At 74.1% G+C, this 18,430-nt stretch carries 15 protein-coding genes; 11 read left to right on the top strand and 4 right to left on the bottom strand.

Features of this window, described 5'->3' with window-relative positions:
* Positions 1-94: 94 nt before the first annotated feature.
* The gene (locus ACZ4W9_RS21670; RefSeq protein WP_467938167.1) at positions 95-883 is read left to right on the top strand and encodes a TIGR04222 domain-containing membrane protein; all 789 of its coding nucleotides are present in this window, start codon (positions 95-97) and stop codon (positions 881-883) included.
* Between the two features lie 177 nt (positions 884-1,060).
* Complete coding sequence (locus ACZ4W9_RS21665) at positions 1,061-2,674, top strand: alpha/beta hydrolase (protein WP_467938165.1); 1,614 nt, start codon at positions 1,061-1,063, stop codon at positions 2,672-2,674.
* A 9-nt stretch (positions 2,675-2,683) separates the two neighbouring features.
* Here ACZ4W9_RS21665 and hemQ read toward each other — a convergent pair whose 3' ends face one another.
* Both hemQ and hemG read right to left on the bottom strand, forming a co-directional pair.
* Positions 2,684-3,415, bottom strand: a complete 732-nt coding sequence (gene hemQ, locus ACZ4W9_RS21660; RefSeq protein ID WP_467938163.1) for a hydrogen peroxide-dependent heme synthase — start codon at positions 3,413-3,415, stop codon at positions 2,684-2,686.
* A 5-nt stretch (positions 3,416-3,420) separates the two neighbouring features.
* Positions 3,421-4,872, bottom strand: a complete 1,452-nt coding sequence (gene hemG / locus ACZ4W9_RS21655; RefSeq protein ID WP_467938161.1) for a protoporphyrinogen oxidase — start codon at positions 4,870-4,872, stop codon at positions 3,421-3,423.
* A 156-nt stretch (positions 4,873-5,028) separates the two neighbouring features.
* Here hemG and ACZ4W9_RS21650 point away from each other — a divergent pair, with 156 nt between their 5' ends.
* Genes ACZ4W9_RS21650 through ACZ4W9_RS21640 form a run of 3 tightly spaced genes read left to right on the top strand, consistent with a single transcriptional unit; the run spans position 5,029 to position 8,295 of the window.
* Entirely contained in the window at positions 5,029-6,009 is a 981-nt protein-coding gene (locus tag ACZ4W9_RS21650; protein ID WP_467938159.1) for a DUF4349 domain-containing protein, read from the top strand.
* A gap of 27 nt (positions 6,010-6,036) precedes the next feature.
* Positions 6,037-7,419 carry an FAD-dependent oxidoreductase gene (locus tag ACZ4W9_RS21645; RefSeq protein ID WP_467938157.1) on the top strand — a complete coding sequence of 461 codons (1,383 nt, stop codon included), beginning with the start codon at positions 6,037-6,039 and terminating at the stop codon, positions 7,417-7,419.
* A 51-nt stretch (positions 7,420-7,470) separates the two neighbouring features.
* Positions 7,471-8,295 carry a rhomboid family intramembrane serine protease gene (locus ACZ4W9_RS21640; RefSeq protein WP_467938155.1) on the top strand — a complete coding sequence of 275 codons (825 nt, stop codon included), beginning with the start codon at positions 7,471-7,473 and terminating at the stop codon, positions 8,293-8,295.
* Between the two features lies 1 nt (position 8,296).
* Here ACZ4W9_RS21640 and hemE read toward each other — a convergent pair whose 3' ends face one another.
* Entirely contained in the window at positions 8,297-9,364 is a 1,068-nt protein-coding gene (gene hemE, locus ACZ4W9_RS21635; RefSeq protein ID WP_467938153.1) for a uroporphyrinogen decarboxylase, read from the bottom strand.
* 86 nt (positions 9,365-9,450) lie between these two features.
* On the opposite strand from hemE, the gene ACZ4W9_RS21630 reads away from it, so the two are divergent.
* The 6 genes from ACZ4W9_RS21630 (at position 9,451) to ACZ4W9_RS21605 (ending at position 17,324) form a co-directional block, all read left to right on the top strand.
* Complete coding sequence (locus ACZ4W9_RS21630) at positions 9,451-10,122, top strand: DUF3000 domain-containing protein (RefSeq protein WP_467938151.1); 672 nt, start codon at positions 9,451-9,453, stop codon at positions 10,120-10,122.
* A 326-nt stretch (positions 10,123-10,448) separates the two neighbouring features.
* Entirely contained in the window at positions 10,449-11,105 is a 657-nt protein-coding gene (locus tag ACZ4W9_RS21625; RefSeq protein ID WP_467938149.1) for a LuxR C-terminal-related transcriptional regulator, read from the top strand.
* Between the two features lie 147 nt (positions 11,106-11,252).
* Positions 11,253-12,542 (top strand): ribonuclease D, encoded by a 1,290-nt coding sequence (locus ACZ4W9_RS21620; protein WP_467938147.1) that lies wholly within the window; start codon positions 11,253-11,255, stop codon positions 12,540-12,542.
* A 284-nt stretch (positions 12,543-12,826) separates the two neighbouring features.
* Entirely contained in the window at positions 12,827-13,864 is a 1,038-nt protein-coding gene (locus tag ACZ4W9_RS21615) for a LacI family DNA-binding transcriptional regulator (RefSeq protein WP_467938145.1), read from the top strand.
* A 116-nt stretch (positions 13,865-13,980) separates the two neighbouring features.
* On the top strand, positions 13,981-15,198 hold the full coding sequence (locus ACZ4W9_RS21610; protein ID WP_467938143.1) for a thiolase family protein: 1,218 nt from the start codon (positions 13,981-13,983) through the stop codon (positions 15,196-15,198).
* Positions 15,195-17,324, top strand: coding sequence for a 3-hydroxyacyl-CoA dehydrogenase NAD-binding domain-containing protein (locus tag ACZ4W9_RS21605; protein WP_467938141.1), 2,130 nt, complete (start codon positions 15,195-15,197; stop codon positions 17,322-17,324). The genes ACZ4W9_RS21610 and ACZ4W9_RS21605 overlap by 4 nt, the downstream gene beginning before the upstream one ends.
* A 59-nt stretch (positions 17,325-17,383) precedes the next feature.
* Here the strand turns inward: ACZ4W9_RS21605 and ACZ4W9_RS21600 are convergent, their stop codons facing one another.
* Positions 17,384-18,400 carry a hypothetical protein gene (locus ACZ4W9_RS21600; RefSeq protein WP_467938139.1) on the bottom strand — a complete coding sequence of 339 codons (1,017 nt, stop codon included), beginning with the start codon at positions 18,398-18,400 and terminating at the stop codon, positions 17,384-17,386.
* Between the last annotated feature and the right edge of the window lie 30 nt (positions 18,401-18,430).

Raw genomic sequence — 18,430 nt, 5'->3', positions numbered from 1 at the left:
CAGGAAGAAACGGAACGTCACATACCGGCAACAGTGCGTCCGCATAGTGAACAGAGCATGGTGTTCACCAGGACCCCTGGCATACAAACGGCTCATGTTCTGGGTCCTCCTCCTCTTCCTGGCCTGGGCTTTCGCCGGTACGGCCTGCGCCCGCCTCTGCCTGGCGGCCGTACGCGCGGACGTACCGGACACGACGGACGTACCCGCCGCGCCGACGGCCGGCGAGCGCGATCTGACGCTGTACGAGGCCGCGTTCCTCTCCGGCGGCCCCGCCCGGGTCGCCGATGTGACCCTCGTCTCCCTGGCCCGCCAGCGCCGGCTGCTGCTCGCGCACACCGGCTGGGCCACGGTCGTGGACCCGCGGGGCCGCGACGAGATCGAACGGTCCGTCATAGGCGCCATAGGCCCCGAGGGCCAGTCGCGGATCGCGGCGGCGCGGGCGCGGGCCGCCGGCGCGGAGGCCGTGCACCGCCTGGCCGACGGCCTGGTGCGCGCGGGACTCGCGGTGCCCGAGGGCGCGGGGACGACGGTGGGCTCCGCCGTCCGCCGGGTGCGGGCCGCCGCGCTCGCCGTGACCGCGCTCGGCACGACGGCCCTGCTGCTGCCCGGCGACACCGGGACGCCGCGCCCGCTGGTGGGCGCCTGGTTCGCGCTGCCCCTCGTGCTGACCCTGAGCTGCCTGGCCATCGCCCGCTTCGAGGCGCACCCCTACTCGCCCTGGGCCTCCCCGGCCGGACAGCGGCTGCTGCGCCCGCTGGCCGGGAAGCCGGCCGGGGACGAGCGGTCGTTCCTCACCTCCGTCGCCGTCCGGGGCATCCGCGCGATCGGCGAACCGGAGCTGCGCGCGGCCTTCACCCACCGCGACCAGCCCTGGCGCGAGTGACCGGCGCGCACCGGGACGCCGGGAGCGAGAAGGGCTCCGGGGGCGCACAGGGAGCATTGGCGCCGACACCGCCCGGGCGGTGCTTGCGCCGCGCCCGTGGCCGTACCAAATATCCCTTGTGTGCGCGCCGGGCCGTGGCAGCCTGCCACCGCCGCCGCGCACCGGAGGGATACCACGATGAGAGCTGCCGCCCTGTACTCGGCCGCCGGGTCCTTGCTCCTGACCACCCTGGCCGCGGCCCCGGCGGGCGGCACGCCCGGCACCCCGCACGCCCCGGCCGCCCCCGGCGCCGCCGAACTGCGCGGCACCGCGGTGGCCGCGGCCCGCGCCCGGGACGCCGGCATCGACTTCGGTCCGTGCCCCGCGGCCGAGGTGCCGGGGACCCCGGCCGGGGTGCGGTGCGGCACGGTGAGCGTCCCGCTGGACTACGCCCACCCGGACGGCAAACAGATCAGGCTGACCGTCAGCCGGGCCCGGGCCACCCAGAAGGACCCGCGCAACAGCAAGCGGCGGATCCCCCGGCAGGGCGCCCTGGTCTTCAATCCGGGCGGCCCCGGCGCCTCCGGCATGTACTTCCCGCTGGTCGGCACGGTGCCGCGATGGCAGCGGATCGCCGCCGCCTACGACCTGGTCGGCTACGCCCCGCGCGGGGTGGGCCGGTCGGCGCCGCTGTCCTGCGAGGACCCGGGGCACTTCTTCAAGGCGCCCAGCGCGGCGCCGACGCACCCGTCGGAGGCGTACAAGCGGGAGCGCGTCGCACGGGCGAAGGCGTACGCGCGCGGCTGCGCCCGGCGGTCCGGGAGCCGGCTCGGGTTCTCCACCTCGCTGAACAACGCCCGGGACCTGGACGTGCTGCGGGCCGCGCTGGGCGAGGACCGGCTGACCTTCCTGGGCGCCTCGTACGGCACCTACTTCGGCGCGCTGTACGCGGCGATGTTCCCCGCGCACGTGCGGCGCATGGTGCTGGACGCGGCGGTGGACCCGGACCCGCGGAAGATCTGGTACCGCAGCAACCTGGAGCAGTCGGCGGCGTTCGAGGACCGCTGGGCGGACTTCCGCCGGTGGATCGCCCGGCACGACGACGTGTACCGGCTCGGCACCACCCCCGCGCGGGTGCAGCGCGGCTACGACATCGCGCGCGAGCGGCTGGCCGCGAAGGCGGCGGGCGGCAAGGTGGGCCCCGGCCAGCTGCAGAACGCGTTCCTGACCGCCGGGTACTACGAGGAGTACTGGCCGAGCCGGGCCGCCGCCCTCTCGGCGTATCTGCGCGGCGACGCCAGGCCGCTGATCCGGCTGGCCGTGCCGGACCCGAAGACGGCCGCCGAGGCGGAGAACTCCTCGGCGGTGTACACGGCCGTCGAGTGCAACGACGCCCCCTGGCCGACGGACTGGAAGGTGTGGGACCGCGACAACACCCGGCTGGCCCGGGTCGCGCCCTTCGAGACCTGGGACAACGCCTTTCTGAACCTGCCGTGCGCCTACTGGCCGGCGCCCCGGCAGCGGCCGCTGGACGTGCGGACCGGGCCGGGCGAGCTGCCGCCGGTGCTGATCCTCGCGGCCGAGCGGGACGCCGCGGCGCCGTACCAGGGGGCGCTGGAGATGAACCGGCGGCTGGCCGGGTCGGCGCTGGTGACGGAGCGGGGCGCGGGGACGCACGGGATCGCGGGCGGGCCGAACGCGTGCGTCAACGGGTACCTGGACGCGTATCTGCTTCAGGGCCGCATCCCGGCGCGGCACGCGTCGTGCGCGCCGCGCCGGCCTCCGGCGGCCGGGCCCGCCGAAGGCGCGTGACGGGGCGCGCTACGCCAGGCCGGCCACCAGTTCCCCGATGTCCTTGCGGCGGCCCGTGAAGAACGGGACTTCCTCGCGGACGTGCATGCGGGCCTCGGAGGCGCGCAGGTGGCGCATGAGGTCGACGATGCGGTACAGCTCGTCGGCCTCGAAGGCGAGGATCCACTCGTAGTCGCCCAGGGAGAACGAGGCGACCGTGTTGGCGCGCACGTCCGGGTAGCCGCGGGCCATCTTGCCATGGTCGGCGAGCATGCGGCGGCGGTCCTCGTCGGGCAGCAGGTACCAGTCGTAGGAGCGCACGAACGGGTAGACGCTCACGTAGTCGCGGGGCGTCTCGTCGGCGAGGAACGCCGGGATGTGCGAGCGGTTGAACTCGGCCGGGCGGTGCAGCGCCATGTTCGACCAGACCGGCTCCAGCGCGCGGCCCAGCTTCGTGCGGCGGAAGAGGTTGTACGCCTCCTGGAGCTGGTCGCTGGTCTCGGCGTGCCACCAGATCATGAGGTCGGCGTCGGCGCGCAGGCCCGAGACGTCGTAGGTGCCGCGGACCGTGACGTCCTTGGCGGCGAGCTGGTCGAACAGCTCCTGGACCTCGTCGGCGTAACCGGCGCGGTCCTCCGGCAGGACGTCCTTCAGCCTGAAGACCGACCAGAGGGTGTAGCGGATGACCTCGTTGAGGTCCTTGGCCAGCTTGCCCTTGTTCGGGATCCTGCCGGGCTCGGTGATGGGGGCGTCGTCACTCATGGTCCCTATTCTCCCGCTCCGCCGTGCAGGCTCTGCACCGGGTTGGCCGTCAGTTCCCGCACACCGTCGCGGTCGCCGCCCAGCTCGTCCACCGCGGCGTACGCGCTCGCGATGCACGCCGGGATGCCGACGCCGTCGTACGGGGCGCCGCACACCGCGAGCCCCGGGAGCTTCGCGACGTGCTCGCGGACGCGGGCCACGCGCGCGTGGTGCCCGACGGGGTACTGGGGCAGGCCGTCGGTCCAGCGGGTGACCCTGGTCGCGACCGGTGCGGCGGCCAGGCCGACGGCCTCCCGCAGGTCGTGCCGGGAGACGTCCACCAGACCGGCGTCGTCCCGGCCGAGGATCTCCGTCTCGCCGTGGCGGCCCACGGAGGTGCGCAGCACCACCAGGTCCGGGTCCTCCTCGGCGATCCAGCCCCACTTGTGGGAGGCGAAGGTGGACGCCTTGATGGTGCGGCCGTCGACGGGCGGCACGAGGAAGCCGCTGCCCTCGGGCAGGCGCGCGTCGGCGCGCCGGTAGGCGAGGGTGACCAGGGCCATGGAGGCGTACTCGACGGCGGCCAGCTCGGCGGCGGCGCCCGGGGACTCGGCGCGCAGCAGCCGGGCGGCGGCCGGGGCGGGTACGGCGACGACGACCGCGTCGGCGCGCAGGACGCGCTCGCCGGCGGTGATCCGCCAGCCGTCCGGCTCCCGGCGCAGTGCGCGGGCGGGGGTGCCGGTGAGGATCTCGCCGCCGCGGGCGCGCACCGACTCGGCGACCGCGAGCGGCAGCCGCCCGATGCCGCCGGCGATGCCCATGAAGACGGGTCCGGTCCGCTGTTGCGCGGCGGCCTGCGCCTGGAGCTCGCGGACGCCCTCGGTGAGGGAGGCGTGGGCGCGGGCGGCCTGGAAGAGCTGCGGGACGGCCGAGCGCATCGAGATGCGGTAGGCGTCGCCCGCGTACACCCCGCCGAGCAGGGGTTCCACGAGCCGGTCGACGACCTCGCGGCCGAGCCGGGCCGCCACGTACTCGCCCACGGCCACGTCGTCGCCGGTCTCGGTGCGGGGCAGGTCGGCGTCGCGTTCGATGCGGGCCAGGCCCTCGTCGGAGAGGACGCCGGAGAGGGCGGCGGCGGTGCCGGGCACGCCCATCACGTGGCCCTTGGGCATGGGCCGCAGGGCGCCCCGGGTCCAGAGCGCGGCGGTCGCGGTGGCCGGCGGCTGGAGCGCCTCGCCGAGGCCCGCCTCGCGCGCGAGGGCCACCGCCTCGGGGCGGCGGGCCAGCATGGACTCGGCGCCGAGGTCGACCCGGACGCCGGCGATCTCGCCGGGCAGCAGCTTGCCGCCGACCCGGTCGCCGGCCTCCAGCACGGTCACGCGCGCGCCGCGCCCCAGCAGGCGGTGCGCGGCGGCCAGCCCGGCGATGCCGGCCCCGATGACGACGACGTGCCCCAGGCCCCTACCCGTTGTGCTCATGTCCCCACTCTCTCAGACCCCGCCGGCACCGACGCCGGGGCCCGGTGTCCGGCCCGCGTCCGGGCCGTGACCGCATCGCGACCGCCGCCGGCGAACGTTCCCGCGGCTCTCGCCGTCGTAGGACCGTCACAGTCCACGGCATCGAGGGGTACCGCCATGCGCACTCCACGCACCGCACGTCGTCTCCGGGCCCTGGCCGGGATCCTGCTGGCCGCCTCGCTCGCGCTCGCCGGGTGCGGCGGCGGGGACGACGCCGGCGGCGGCACCGCCAAGGCCGCCTCCGACAGCGGGGCCGAGCGGGCGGGCGCCCCCGGCGGCGCGGCGGTCCCGGCCCGGGGCAAGGGCGGGGCCGGGAGCGGGACGCCCCGGCTCGCCCCCGACGCGGTCGTCCGCACGGCGTCCCTGACCGTCGAGGTCGAGGACGTGCCCAGGGCCCTGGCGGCGGCCCGGTCGGCCGCCGAGGACGCGGGCGGTTACGTCGGCGCCGAGACGACGCGCCGGGACGCGGACGGCCACGAGCGCACCAGGGTGGTGCTGCGGGTGCCCGTCGAGCGCTACGACGAGGTTCTCACCGGTCTGGAGGGCGCGGGCCGGCTGGTGGACCGCACGGCCAAGGCGGTGGACGTCACCGACCAGGTCGTGGACGTGGACAGCCGGATCCGGTCGCAGCGGGCCAGCGTCGACCGGATCCGCGCGCTGATGGAGAAGGCGGGCAGGCTGAGCGACGTCGTGGCGCTGGAGGGCGAGCTGAGCAGCCGGCAGGCCGACCTGGAGGCGCTGCTGGCCCGGCAGGCGTCGCTGAAGGACCGCACCGGCCTGGCCACCCTCACCCTGTCGCTGACCAGGGCCCCGGCGCGGGAGGCGTCCGGTAGCGGCGCGCCGGGCTTCGCGGACGCGCTCGCGGGCGGCTGGCGGGTGTGCGTCACCGTGCTGCGCTGGACCGCCCTCGCGCTCGGTGCCGCCCTGCCGTGCGCGGCCCTCGTCGCGCTGCTCGCGCTGCTGTGGCTGCGCGTCGTACGGCCCCGGCTGCCGCGCCGCGCGGAGCGGGTGCCCGTGACGACCGCGCTCGGCCCGCTGCCGTCGGCCCGTCCGGCGCCGGAGCCCGGCGAGCGGCCCGCGGGGGGCGGGCGGGACTGAACGGGGCGCGGCCCGTAGCGTGTTCCCATGAGCATCGGCGGCAGGGAACGGCTGGTCGTGATCGGGGGCGACGCCGCGGGCATGTCGGCGGCGTCGCAGGCGCGGCGGCTGCGGGGGCCCGGGGAGCTGGAGATCGTGGCGTTCGAGCGCGGTCACTTCACCTCCTTCTCGGCGTGCGGCATCCCGTACTGGGTGGGCGGCCGGGTTCCGGAGCGGGACCGGCTGATCGCGCGGACGGCGAAGGAGCACCGCGCGCGGGACATCGATCTGCGGATGCGCACGGAGGTCACGGAGATCGACGTGGCCGGGCAGCGGGTGCGCGCGCGGGACGTCGATTCCGGCGCCGAGTCCTGGACCCCGTACGACAAGCTGGTCGTCGCCACCGGCGCGCGGCCGGTCCGCCCGGACCTGCCCGGTGCGGACGCCCCCGGGGTGCACGGGGTGCAGACGCTCGACGACGGCCAGGCCCTGCTGGACACCCTGGAGCGCACGCGTGGCCGCCGGGCCGTGGTCGTGGGCGCCGGCTACATCGGTGTCGAGATGGCCGAGGCGCTGATCAACCGGGGCTTCGAGGTGACGGTCGTCAACCGGGGCCGGGAGCCGATGTCGACGCTGGACCCGGACATGGGGCGGCTCGTGCACCGGGCCATGGAGGGCCTCGGCATCACCATGGTCAACGACGCCGAGGTGACCGGGGTGCTCACCGGCGAGGGGGGCCGGGTGCGGGCGGTGGCCACACGGGACGCCGAGTTCCCGGCGGACGTGGTCGTCCTGGGCATCGGCGTCCGCCCGGAGACGTCCCTCGCCCGGGCGGCCGGGCTGCCGCTGGGCACCCACGGCGGGCTGCTCACCGATCTGGCGATGCGGGTGCGCGGGCGGGAGGACGTCTGGGCGGGCGGCGACTGCGTGGAGGTGCTGAACCTGGTCTCCGGGCAGGAGCAGTACGTGCCGCTCGGCACCCACGCCAACAAGCACGGCCAGGTCATCGGCACCAACGCGGGCGGCGGCTACGCCACCTTCCCGGGTGTCGTCGGCACGGCGGTGAGCAAGGTGTGCGACCTGGAGATCGCGCGCACGGGCCTGCGGGAGAAGGACGCCCGCCGAGTGGGGCTGCGGTTCGAGACGGTCACCATCGAGTCGACCAGCCGCGCCGGCTACTACCCGGGGGCCGCGCCCATGACGGTCAAGATGCTCGCCGAGGCCCGCACGGGACGGCTGCTGGGCGTGCAGATCGTCGGCCGGGAGGGGGCGGCGAAGCGGGTGGACATCGCGGCGGTGGCGCTCACCGCGCGGATGACGGTGGAGCAGATGACGGCCCTGGACCTGGGCTACGCCCCGCCGTTCTCACCGGTGTGGGACCCGGTGCTGGTGGCCGCGCGCAAGGCCGCGTCGCGGGTGCGGTCGGGCTGACCCGCGGCGGGCGCGCTGATACGCGGGCGCGATCGCGGGCACTCCTGGTGTGTGGTCATCCCCGTCCATGACGTGAACCCCGTGCGCCGCACCCCCTGGGTGACGTACGCGCTCATCGCCGCCAACGTGCTGGTGTTCCTCACCACGCCCGGCATGGCCGGATCCGTGACCGGCGGCACCGGACTGACGCAGCTGTGCGATCTGCGGGCCTTCATGGACCACTACGCGGCGGTCCCCCGGGAGCTGATCCACGACCGGCTGCCGCGGCTGGTGCCGACCGGGGAGGTCGGCGTGGGCCCGCACGGCCCGGGCTGTGTCGTGGCGCCGCCGGACTACGACAAGTCGCCACCGCTGTCGGTGTTCACGGCGATGTTCCTGCACGGCGGCTGGCCGCACCTGCTGGGGAACATGCTGTTCCTGCTGATCTTCGGCAACAACGTCGAGGACCGGATGGGCCACATCCGCTTCTTCCTCTTCTACGTGGTGTGCGGCTACGCGGCCGGGTACGGCTTCGCGCTGCTCAACGACACCTCCGCCGACCCGCTGATCGGCGCGTCCGGCGCGATCGCCGGGGTGCTCGGCGCCTATCTGGTGCTGTATCCGAGGGCCAGGGTGTGGGTGCTGGTGCCGTTCCTGGTGTTCCTGCCGCTGCGGCTGCCCGCCTGGCTGGTGCTCGGGTTCTGGTTCGCTCTCCAGGCGGTGTACTCCTCCGGGCACGGGGTGTCCGGCGCGGGCACGGTGGCGTACGCGGCGCATGTGGCCGGCTTCGTGGCGGGCATGCTGCTCGCCTGGCCGCTCAAGCCCGGTACCCCGCCCCCGCCGGAGCCGCCCGGCCTGCTGTTCGGCAGGCGCGCGCGGCCCCGTGGCACCTGGTGAGTCAGCGCGCGGTCGCGGTGTGGACGTACTCCACGAGCCGGGTCAGCGCGTCCGGGTCGGTGTTCGGCATGACGCCGTGGCCGAGGTTGAAGACGTGCCCCTCCAGACCGGCGGCGGCGTCCAGCACCTCGCGGGCCTTGGCCTCGACGGTGTCCTTGTCGGTGAACAGCACGGTCGGGTCCAGGTTGCCCTGGAGCGCCTTGCCGGGGCCGACGCGGCGGGCGGCCTCGTCCAGCGGGACGCGCCAGTCGACGCCGACGACGTCCGCGCCGGCCTCGCCGAGCGGCTTCAGCAGCTCGCCGGTGCCGACGCCGAAGTGGATGCGCGGCACGCCGTAGCCGGCGACCGCGTCGAAGACCTTCGCGGAGGCCGGCATGACCGAGTGCCGGTAGTCGGCGGGGGCCAGCGCGCCGGCCCAGGAGTCGAAGAGCTGGACGGCACTGGCGCCGGCCTCGATCTGCACCTTCAGGAAGGCGGCCGTGATGTCGGCGAGCCGGTCCAGCAGGTCGGCCCACAGCTCGGGGTCGCCGTACATCATCGCCTTGGCGTTCTCGTACGTGCGCGAGGGACCGCCCTCGACCAGGTAGCTCGCGAGGGTGAAGGGCGCGCCGGCGAAGCCGATCAGCGGGGTGCTGCCCAGCTCGCGGATGAGCAGGCCGATGGCCTCGGTGACGTACGACACGTCCTCGGGGGTGAGGTCGCGCAGCCGGGCCAGGTCGGCGCGGGTGCGGACGGGCTGTTCCACGACCGGGCCGACGCCGGGCTTGATGTCCAGGTCGATGCCGATGGCCTTCAGCGGGACGACGATGTCGCTGAAGTAGATCGCCGCGTCCACGTCGTGCCGGCGCACCGGCTGGAGCGTGATCTCGGTGACCAGTTCGGGCCGCATGCACGACTCCAGCATGGGCACGCCCTCGCGCACCTTGCGGTACTCGGGCAGGGAGCGGCCGGCCTGGCGCATGAACCACACGGGGGTGTGCGGCACGGGTTCGCGCCGGCACGCCTTCAGGAACGCGCTGTCGTACGTGGCTGCGGGCCCCTGGCCCGTGGAGGTGTCGTTCGCGGTCACGGGGCAAGTCTCGCATGACACCGGTGACCGGCGGCGCGGGGTGTCTTGCCCTGCGCGAAGCCCCGCTTCCCCTTACTCTTCCCCGCATGGCTGCGGCTCAGGGACGACTGTCGGACGGCGCTGACGGAATGGACGACGCGGAGGACACCGCTCAGACGCGGGGGGGTGGCGGGCTGCCGCCGGCGTTCCGGGCCGCGGTCGACGCGCTGCGCGCGGCGCGGCCGCGGCCGCAGGTCGAGGTGGAGCCGACGCCCGCCCCGCAGCGGCTCGCCCCGTACGCGTACGCGCTGGAGGCGGTGGTGGTCGACGGCGAGCAGGAGCTGGCCGACGGGCGGCTGGTGCTGCTGCACGACCCGGACGGGCACGAGGCGTGGCGGGGCACGTTCCGGCTGGTGACGCTGGTGCGGGCCGAGCTGGAGCCGGAGATGGCGGCCGATCCGCTGCTGCCGGAGGTGTGCTGGTCGTGGCTGACCGGGGCGCTCCAGGCGCGCGGACTGGCCTACGGCGAGCCGAGCGGCACGATCACGCGGGCGGGCTCGCACTACTTCGGCGGACTGGCGGAGCGGCCGGCCGCCTCGCAGATCGAGATCCGCGCCTCGTGGACGCCCCGTGAGGGCCCGGGCGGGGCGCCGGACACGGCCGCCCACCTGATCTCCTGGTGCGATCTGCTGGCGCAGGTCGCGGGCCTGCCGCCGGCCGGTCCCGGGGACGCGTCGGTGGTGACCCTGCCGCAGCGCAGGGGCCCGCAGTCCCGGTAGGGGGCGGCGGCGCGGGGGCCGTGGCCTCAGCAGGGGGCGTCGGCGCGGGGGATCCGTGGTGCCGGTGAGGGTCGTCACGAAACGCCGTATTGACCATCTCTTTGTCGATACGGCCACTTTCCGTACTCGAATCGCACTCGCTCGGACCGACTCGATCTTCGGATGATCGATCGCGTGTCCGAATTGCACAGATTGTTACTCACTAGATCGTGATCACTCCCTAAAGGCGGACGAGTTTGCTGCCGAAGACGACTGTGACCTTGAAAGCACGGTTCGTCCCGGCTTCCTCCCCACAAGCCGGCCCCGTCCCCCACCCAGGAGGCCTGGTGTCCGTTCTCCTTGAGCAACCCGCAAGCCTGGTCGCCTACCGCCCGAACAAGCCGACCGCCATGGTGGTCGTGGCCGACCCGCGCGTCCGCTCCACCGTCACCCGCCACCTGTGGGCGCTCGGCGTGCGCGATGTCATCGAAGCCTCGTCCATCGCGGAGGCTCGTCCCCGCATCGGCAACCCCCGCGACATCTGCGTCGCCGACGTCCACCTTCCCGACGGCTCCGGCCTCACCCTGCTGTCCGAGACCCGGGCCGCGGGCTGGCCCAACGGACTGGCCCTCTCCGCCGCCGACGACATCGGCGCGGTCCGCAACGCGCTGGCCGGCGGCGTCAAGGGCTACGTCGTCACCGGCACCCGCACCAACATCGGGCTCCCCGCCCGCCCCGGCGCCACTCCCCTCGGCGCCGCCCGCATGCACCGCCGCCCCCCGGGTGCCCCGAGCCACCCGGGCGGCTACCGGGAGCTGTCCGGACGCGAGGTCGAGGTGCTGCGGCTGGTCGCGGAGGGCCAGTCGAACAAGGCGATCGGCGTCTCCATGGGCCTGTCCGCCCTCACCGTCAAGAGCCACCTCGCCCGCATCGCCCGCAAGCTGGGCACCGGGGACAGGGCCGGCATGGTGGCCGTCGCCCTGCGCACCGGCATCATCCACTGAGCCCACCCGATACCCCCTTCGGCGCAGTCCCGCCTCCGCTCCGGCGCACCGGACCCGCCCCGGCGCTGACCGGTTTACGCCCCTGCCACGCCCGTCGACGGAACGTTCCGTCGACGGGCGCCGTGCGCACACGGATACCCTTGACAGGTGACCGACGCCCAAGACACCGCAGCAGACAGCTCCCTGCGCACCACCGGAGGCACTCCTCCGGACGACGCCGGATCTTCTGTGACGGGGGCGCCGACTCCGTTGCTCGAACCCCGCGAGGGCATTCCGCCCGTGATCGCCGACGAGGACGCCCTCGCCCGGGTCACCGCCGCCTTCGCCGCCGGCACCGGCCCGGTCGCCGTGGACGCCGAACGCGCCTCCGGCTACCGCTACGGCCAGCGCGCCTATCTGGTGCAGCTGCGCCGCGAGGGCGCCGGGACCGCGCTCATCGACCCCGTGGCCTGCCCCGACCTGTCCGGGCTCGGCGCGGCCCTGTCCGACGCCGAGTGGGTGCTGCACGCGGCCACCCAGGACCTGCCCTGCCTGCGCGAGATAGGCATGGCCCCGGCCCGCCTGTTCGACACCGAGCTGGCCGGACGGCTGGCCGGCTTCCCCCGGGTCGGCCTCGGCGCCATGGTCGAGGGCGTCCTCGGCTACGTCCTGGAGAAGGGCCACTCCGCCGTCGACTGGTCGACCCGACCGCTGCCCGAGCCGTGGCTGCGCTACGCCGCGCTCGACGTCGAGCTGCTCGTCGACCTGCGGGACGCCCTGGAGAAGGAGCTGGACCGGCAGGGCAAGCTGGAGTGGGCGCTTCAGGAGTTCCACGCGATCGCGACGGCGCCCCCGCCCGAGCCCCGCAAGGACCCCTGGCGCCGTACGTCCGGGATGCACAAGGTGCGCCGCCGCCGGCAGCTCGGCGTGGTCCGGGAGCTGTGGGAGACCCGGGACCGGATCGCCCGGCGCCGGGACGTCTCGCCGGGCAAGGTGCTCAGCGACGCGGCCATCGTGGAGGCCGCGCTCGCCCTGCCGGGCAACGTGCACGCCCTCGCCGCGCTGAACGGCTTCGGGCACCGGATGGGACGGCGGCAGCTGGAGCAGTGGCAGGCCGCGGTGGACCGGGCCAAGGCGCTGCCGGAGGCCGCGCTGCCGCAGCCCGGGCAGTCGGTGGCGGGGCCGCCGCCGCCGCGGGCGTGGGCCGACAAGGACCCGGCCGCGGCGGCCCGGCTGTCCGCCGCGCGGGCCGGGGTGTCCTCCCTCGCCGAGCGCCTCGCCATGCCGCAGGAGAACGTGATCTCTCCGGACACGGTGCGCCGGATCTGCTGGGAGCCGCCGAAGGTCGTGGACACCGAGTCCGTGACGGCCGCGCTCGCGGGGTACGGCGCACGCGCCTGGCAGATCGAGCTGGTGACGCCGGTGCTGGTGGACGCGCTGGCGGCCAAGGAGGTCTGACCGCCGCCGGTCCCCCACCGGGTCGCCGGTGATCTTCCGGTGGGCGCCGCGGGGCCCTCGGATACGGAAAAGGGACGTCGAGATCACGCCAAGATCCTGGGACGGCTCACGACCGGACGGACGGGCAGCGCGGGGTTGGCTGGTTCGGCACTTCGGGAGCACATCACTCAACCGGTAAAGTCCGCATGGCCCAAGGGTGTCACGAGCATGCCGACCGCTTCGGCAGAGACCGGTTGAGGCCCGTTCGCCGCACGTTCCGCGCCGCACCGCATGGAGCCCGCCCGATGACCCCGAGCCCGACTCCCCGCGTCACGATCAAGGACGTCGCCGCCCGCGCCGGCGTGTCCAAGGGGGCCGTGTCCCTGGCCCTCAACCACAAGCCGGGGCTGTCGGAGGCCACCCGCGACCGGATCTTCGCGGCGGCCCGGGAGCTGGGCTGGGCGCCGAGCCACGCCGCGCGGTCGCTGGCCGGGGCGCGGGTGGACGTGGTGGGCCTGGCGATCTGCCGGCCGGCCCGGATGCTGGGCCTTGAGCCGTTCTACATGGAGTTCGTCTCGGGCGTGGAGAGCGTGCTGAGCGAGCGCTCCTGCTCGCTGCTGCTGCGGCTGGTGCGCAGCCCCGAGGAGGAGGCCGATCTGCTCCGGACGTGGTGGCAGGGGCGGCACATCGGCGGGGCCATCGTGGTCGACCTGCGCGCGGACGACCCCCGGGTGCCGGTGGTACGGCGGCTCGGGCTGCCCGCGGTCGCCGTCGGCCACCCGTCGCTGACCGGCGGGCTCACCTCGGTGTGGACGGACGACACCAGCGCCGTCGGCGAGGCGGTGCGCCACCTCGCGGCGCTCGGGCACCGCAGGATCGCCCGGGTCGGCGGGGCGGCGGCCCTCGGGCACACGAGCATCCGCGCGGCGGCGTTCGACGAGGCCGGGCGGGCGGCGGGGCTGGCCGGGGTATGGCAGGTGGCGACCGACTTCTCCGGGGAGGCGGGGGCGCGGGCGACGCGCTCGCTGCTGACGGCGGCGCCCGGAGAGCGGCCGACGGCGATCGTGTACGACAACGACATCATGGCGGTCGCGGGGCTGGCGGTGGCGGCCGGGATGGGGCTGCGGGTGCCCTCCGATGTGTCGCTGCTGGCCTGGGACGACTCCCGGCTGTGCCGGCTGACCCACCCGACGCTGTCGGCGATGAGCCATGACGTGCACGGGTTCGGGGCCGAGGCGGCGCGCACGCTGTTCGGGGTGATCCTGGGGGAGGGTCCGGAATCCCGTCCGGTGCCCACGCCGGTGCTGGTGCCCAGAGGTTCGACGGCTCCCCCGAAGGTGTGACGTTCACCGCTCCCCCGTACAGGGCTGTGCAGCTACGTTACTCATAAGTAGCATGGGGCTGAGCGCGCGCTCAGCGCAACGCAGCAGTGCCATCCCGCATCTGGAGGAGAGCCATCGTGCCTCGTACCGTCAGGGACGTCGTCTTCGTCGACGGCGTCCGCACCCCGTTCGGCAAGGCGGGCCCGAAGGGCATCTACCACGAGACCCGTGCCGACGACCTCGTCGTGAAGGCGATCCGGGAGCTGCTGCGCCGCAACCCCGGGCTGGACCCGAAGAAGATCGACGAGGTCGCCATCGCCGCGACCACGCAGATCGGCGACCAGGGCCTGACCCTCGGCCGCACGGCCGGCATCCTCGCGGGCCTGCCGCAGTCCGTGCCGGGCTACTCCATCGACCGCATGTGCGCCGGCGCGCTGACCGCCGTGACGACCACCGCCGGTTCGATCGCGTTCGGCGCCTACGACGCCGTCATCGCCGGCGGTGTCGAGCACATGGGCCGCCACCCGATGGGCGAGGGCGTGGACCCGAACCCGCGCTTCGTCTCCGAGAAGCTGGTCGACGAGTCCGCCCTCTTCATGGGCATGACCGCCGAGAACCTGCACGACCGGTACCCCTCGATCACCAAGCAGCGCGCCGACGAGTACGCGGTGCGCTCGCAGGAGAAGGCCGCCAAGGCGTACGCCGACGGCAAGATCCAGGCCGACCTGGTGCCGATCTCGGTGCGCCGCACCACCCCCGAGGGCGGCGAGACCGGCTGGGGTCTGGTCACCGCCGACGAGCCGATGCGCCCGGGCACCACGCTGGAGAACCTGGCCGGCCTGAAGACGCCGTTCCGCGTCCACGGCCGGGTCACCGCGGGCAACGCGGCCGGTCTGAACGACGGCGCCACCGCGTCGGTCATCGCGAGCGAGGACTTCGCCCGCGAGCACGGCCTGCCGGTCAAGATGCGCCTGGTGTCGTACGCCTTCGCGGGCGTCGAGCCGGAGGTCATGGGCTACGGCCCGATCCCGGCCACGGAGAAGGCCCTCGCCAAGGCGGGCCTGTCCATCTCCGACATCGGCCTGTTCGAGATCAACGAGGCCTTCGCCGTCCAGGTCCTGGCCTTCCTGGAGCACTACGGCATCGCCGACGACGACGCGCGCGTCAACCAGTACGGCGGCGCCATCGCCTTCGGTCACCCGCTGGCCTCCTCCGGCGTCCGGCTGATGACGCAGCTGGCCCGCCAGTTCGAGGAGCAGCCGCACGTCCGCTACGGCCTGACCACCATGTGCGTCGGCTTCGGCATGGGCGCGACGGTCGTCTGGGAGAACCCGCACTTCGAGGGGGACAAGTGAGCACCACCGCCGAGCTTCTGAAGCAGGCCTCGGACCTGTTCCCCGACGAGGTCGTCACCAGCGCCCACGTGCGCCACTTCGACCTGCCGCTGGGCGCGGGCCGGTTCGCGCTGATCACGCTGGACAACGGCCTGGACCACACCAAGCCGACCACCTTCGGCCCGGCCTCGCTGGCGAACCTGAACGCCGCCGTCGACCAGGTCGAGAAGGAGGCGGCCGAGGGCGCGATCGTCGGTGCCGGCATCACCGGCAAGCCGTTCATCTTCGCCGTCGGCGCCGACCTCAAGGGCGTCGAACTGCTGAAGGAGCACGAGCACGCGCTCGCCATCGGCAAGGGCGGCCACGAGGTCTTCAAGCGGCTGTCGAAGCTGGCCGTCCCGACCTTCGCGTACTACAACGGCGCGGCCATGGGCGGCGGCGTCGAGGTCGGTCTGCACTGCTCCTACCGGACCGTCTCCAAGGCGATCCCGGCGTTCTCGCTGCCCGAGGTCTTCCTCGGCCTGGTCCCCGGCTGGGGCGGCTGCACCCTGCTGCCGAACCTGATCGGCGCCGAGAAGGCCGTCTCGGTCATCATCGAGAACTCCCTGAACCAGAACAGGCAGCTCAAGGGCCAGCAGGTCTTCGACCTCGGGATCGCCGACGCCCTCTTCGAAGGCGCCGACTTCCTGGAGCAGTCGCTGATCTGGACGGCGCGGGTCCTCAAGGGCGACGTCACCGTCGAGCGCCCGGTGATCGACCGCGGTGAGGCGTGGGACCAGGCCGTCGCCAAGGGCCGGTTCATCGCCGACGGCAAGGTGCACGGCGCGGCCCCGGCCGCCTACCGCGCCCTGGACATCATCGCCGCCGCCAAGAACGAGGACCTCCAGCAGGGCTTCGACGCCGAGGACCAGGCCCTCGCCGACCTGATCATGGGCGGTGAACTGCGCGCCGGCATCTACGCCTTCAACCTCGTCCAGAAGCGCGGCAAGCGCCCCGCCGGCGCCCCGGACAAGAACCTGGCCCGCCCGGTCACCAAGGTCGGTGTCGTCGGCGCCGGTCTGATGGCCTCGCAGCTCGCCCTGCTGTTCCTGCGCCGCCTGGAGGTGCCGGTCGTGCTGACCGACATCGACCAGGAGCGCGTCGACAAGGGCGTGGGCTACGTCCACGCCGAGATCGACAAGCTGCTCGGCAAGGGCCGCATCAACCAGGACAAGGCCAACCGCCTCAAGGCACTGGTCACCGGTGTCCTGGACAAGGCCGAGGGCTTCTCCGACGCGGACTTCGTCATCGAGGCCGTGTTCGAGGAGATCGGCGTCAAGCAGCAGGTGTTCGCGGAGGTGGAGGCGGTCGCCCCCGCGCACGCGATCCTCGCCACCAACACCTCCTCGCTGTCCGTGACCGAGATGGCGTCGAAGCTGAAGCACCCCGAGCGGGTCGTCGGCTTCCACTTCTTCAACCCGGTCGCGGTGCTGCCGCTGCTGGAGATCGTCCGCGGCGAGCAGACCGACGACGCGTCCCTCGCGACCGCGTTCGCCGTCGCCAAGAAGCTGAAGAAGACCGCGGTGCTGGTCAAGGACGCCCCGGCGTTCGTCGTGAACCGCATCCTGACCCGCTTCATGGGCGAGATCCAGAACGTCATCGACGAGGGCACCCCGGTCGAGGTCGCCGAGAAGGCCGTCGAGCCGCTCGGTCTGCCGATGTCCCCGCTGGTGCTGCTGGAGCTGGTCGGCCCGGCGATCGGCCTGCACGTCTCCGAGACGCTGCACGGCGCGTTCCCGGACCGCTTCACGGTCTCCCCGAACCTCAAGGCGGTCGTGGAGGCGGGCAAGCGCGGCTTCTACGTCTACGACAGCGGCAAGCCGGAGCTGGACCCGGAGGTCGCCGCGCTGCTGAAGCAGGGCGATGTCGTCCTGACCGAGGAGCAGGTGCGGGCGCGGGTGCTGGACGCGGTGGCCGGGGAGATCGGGCTCATGCTCGACGAGGGCGTGGTCGCCGAGGCCCAGGACATCGACCTGTGCCTGATCACGGGCGCCGGCTGGCCCTTCCACCTGGGCGGCATCACGCCGTACCTGGACCGCGAGGGTGTCTCCGAGCGCGTGAACGGCAAGAAGTTCCTGGCACCGGGCGTGGCCAGCGTCCCGGCGTAACGCTTCAGGGCACGGGAGAGGGCCCCCGCCACGGCGGGGGCCCTCTCCCTTCCCCGTGCTCAGATCCGCCGCCAGGCCTCCAGCGCCAGCCCCGGTTCGTCCTTGCGCCGGGTCATCAGCAGCTGTCCCGTCGACGGGGACAGCGTCGCCGCCACCACCCGGCCCGTCTCGTCCAGGGCGAGGGACACCAGCGCGTCCAGCGGCAGTTCGGGGCCCGACTCGGTCCACCAGGCCCCCGCCGACTCCTGCTCGGTCGGGTACGCGGCGAAGGCGACCCGGCGGCTCGCCGTCCGCTGGGCGAGCAGCGTGCAGTCGTACCCGTCCAGGTCGCAGCGGACCGCCGAGACCGGTCCCGGGCCCGCCACGGGCAGCAGCGTGACCGGCTTGCCGCCGGGCCGCCAGGCGCACAGGGTGTCGTCGGCGCCGGTGTAGAAGACGGTCGTACTGTCCGGGGAGGTCGCCAGGGCGCGCAGGGTGCCCGGACGGACCGGGGTCCGCAGGGACTCCTCCAGCACGGGCACGGCGCCGGGCGACTCCTGACGCCAGAACAGCAGGCCCTGCGGGACGGCCGCGTACAGCTCCACCGTGCCGGACGCCCCGGTCACCGCGGCCAGTCGGTCCTGCACCTCGCTGCCCTTCAGGTCCCGCCAGGGACCCCAGCCGCCCTTCTCCTTCTGGCCGAGCATGCTGACCCCGCCGCCCCGGTTCCGGACGAACACATGGGCGCGGCCCTGTGCGTCGACCGTGACCGCGGGGGTGCCGGTGCGGTCGCCGGTGCGGTTAGGGTGGCCGATCGGGTGCCAGTCCAGGGCGGCCAGGTGCGGGCGGTAGTGCGTGGAGTGCACCAGCCCCGACTCGCCCTTGACGGTGGGCCGCCAGGACACCAGGTGGGCATAGCCGTCGGCGCCCTGGCCGATCGCCAGGACGGAGTGCAGTCTCTGGTCGCCGCCCATCTTGCGGGGGGCGGACCAGGGGCCGCCGGGGCCGCGCTCCGCCCGGCACAGGACGGCGTCGCCCGACAGCTGGTACGCACTGAGCCGGCCGTCTCGGCCGCGAAGGAACCAGTCGCCGTTCACCGGTTCACTTTAAGCCGCCCGGGACCGGCC

The sequence above is a fragment of the Streptomyces sp. NPDC029296 genome, assembly GCF_055569255.1.
The sequence above is the reverse complement of the archived record's forward strand: the minus strand, read 5'-3'. Positions and strand labels throughout refer to the sequence as shown.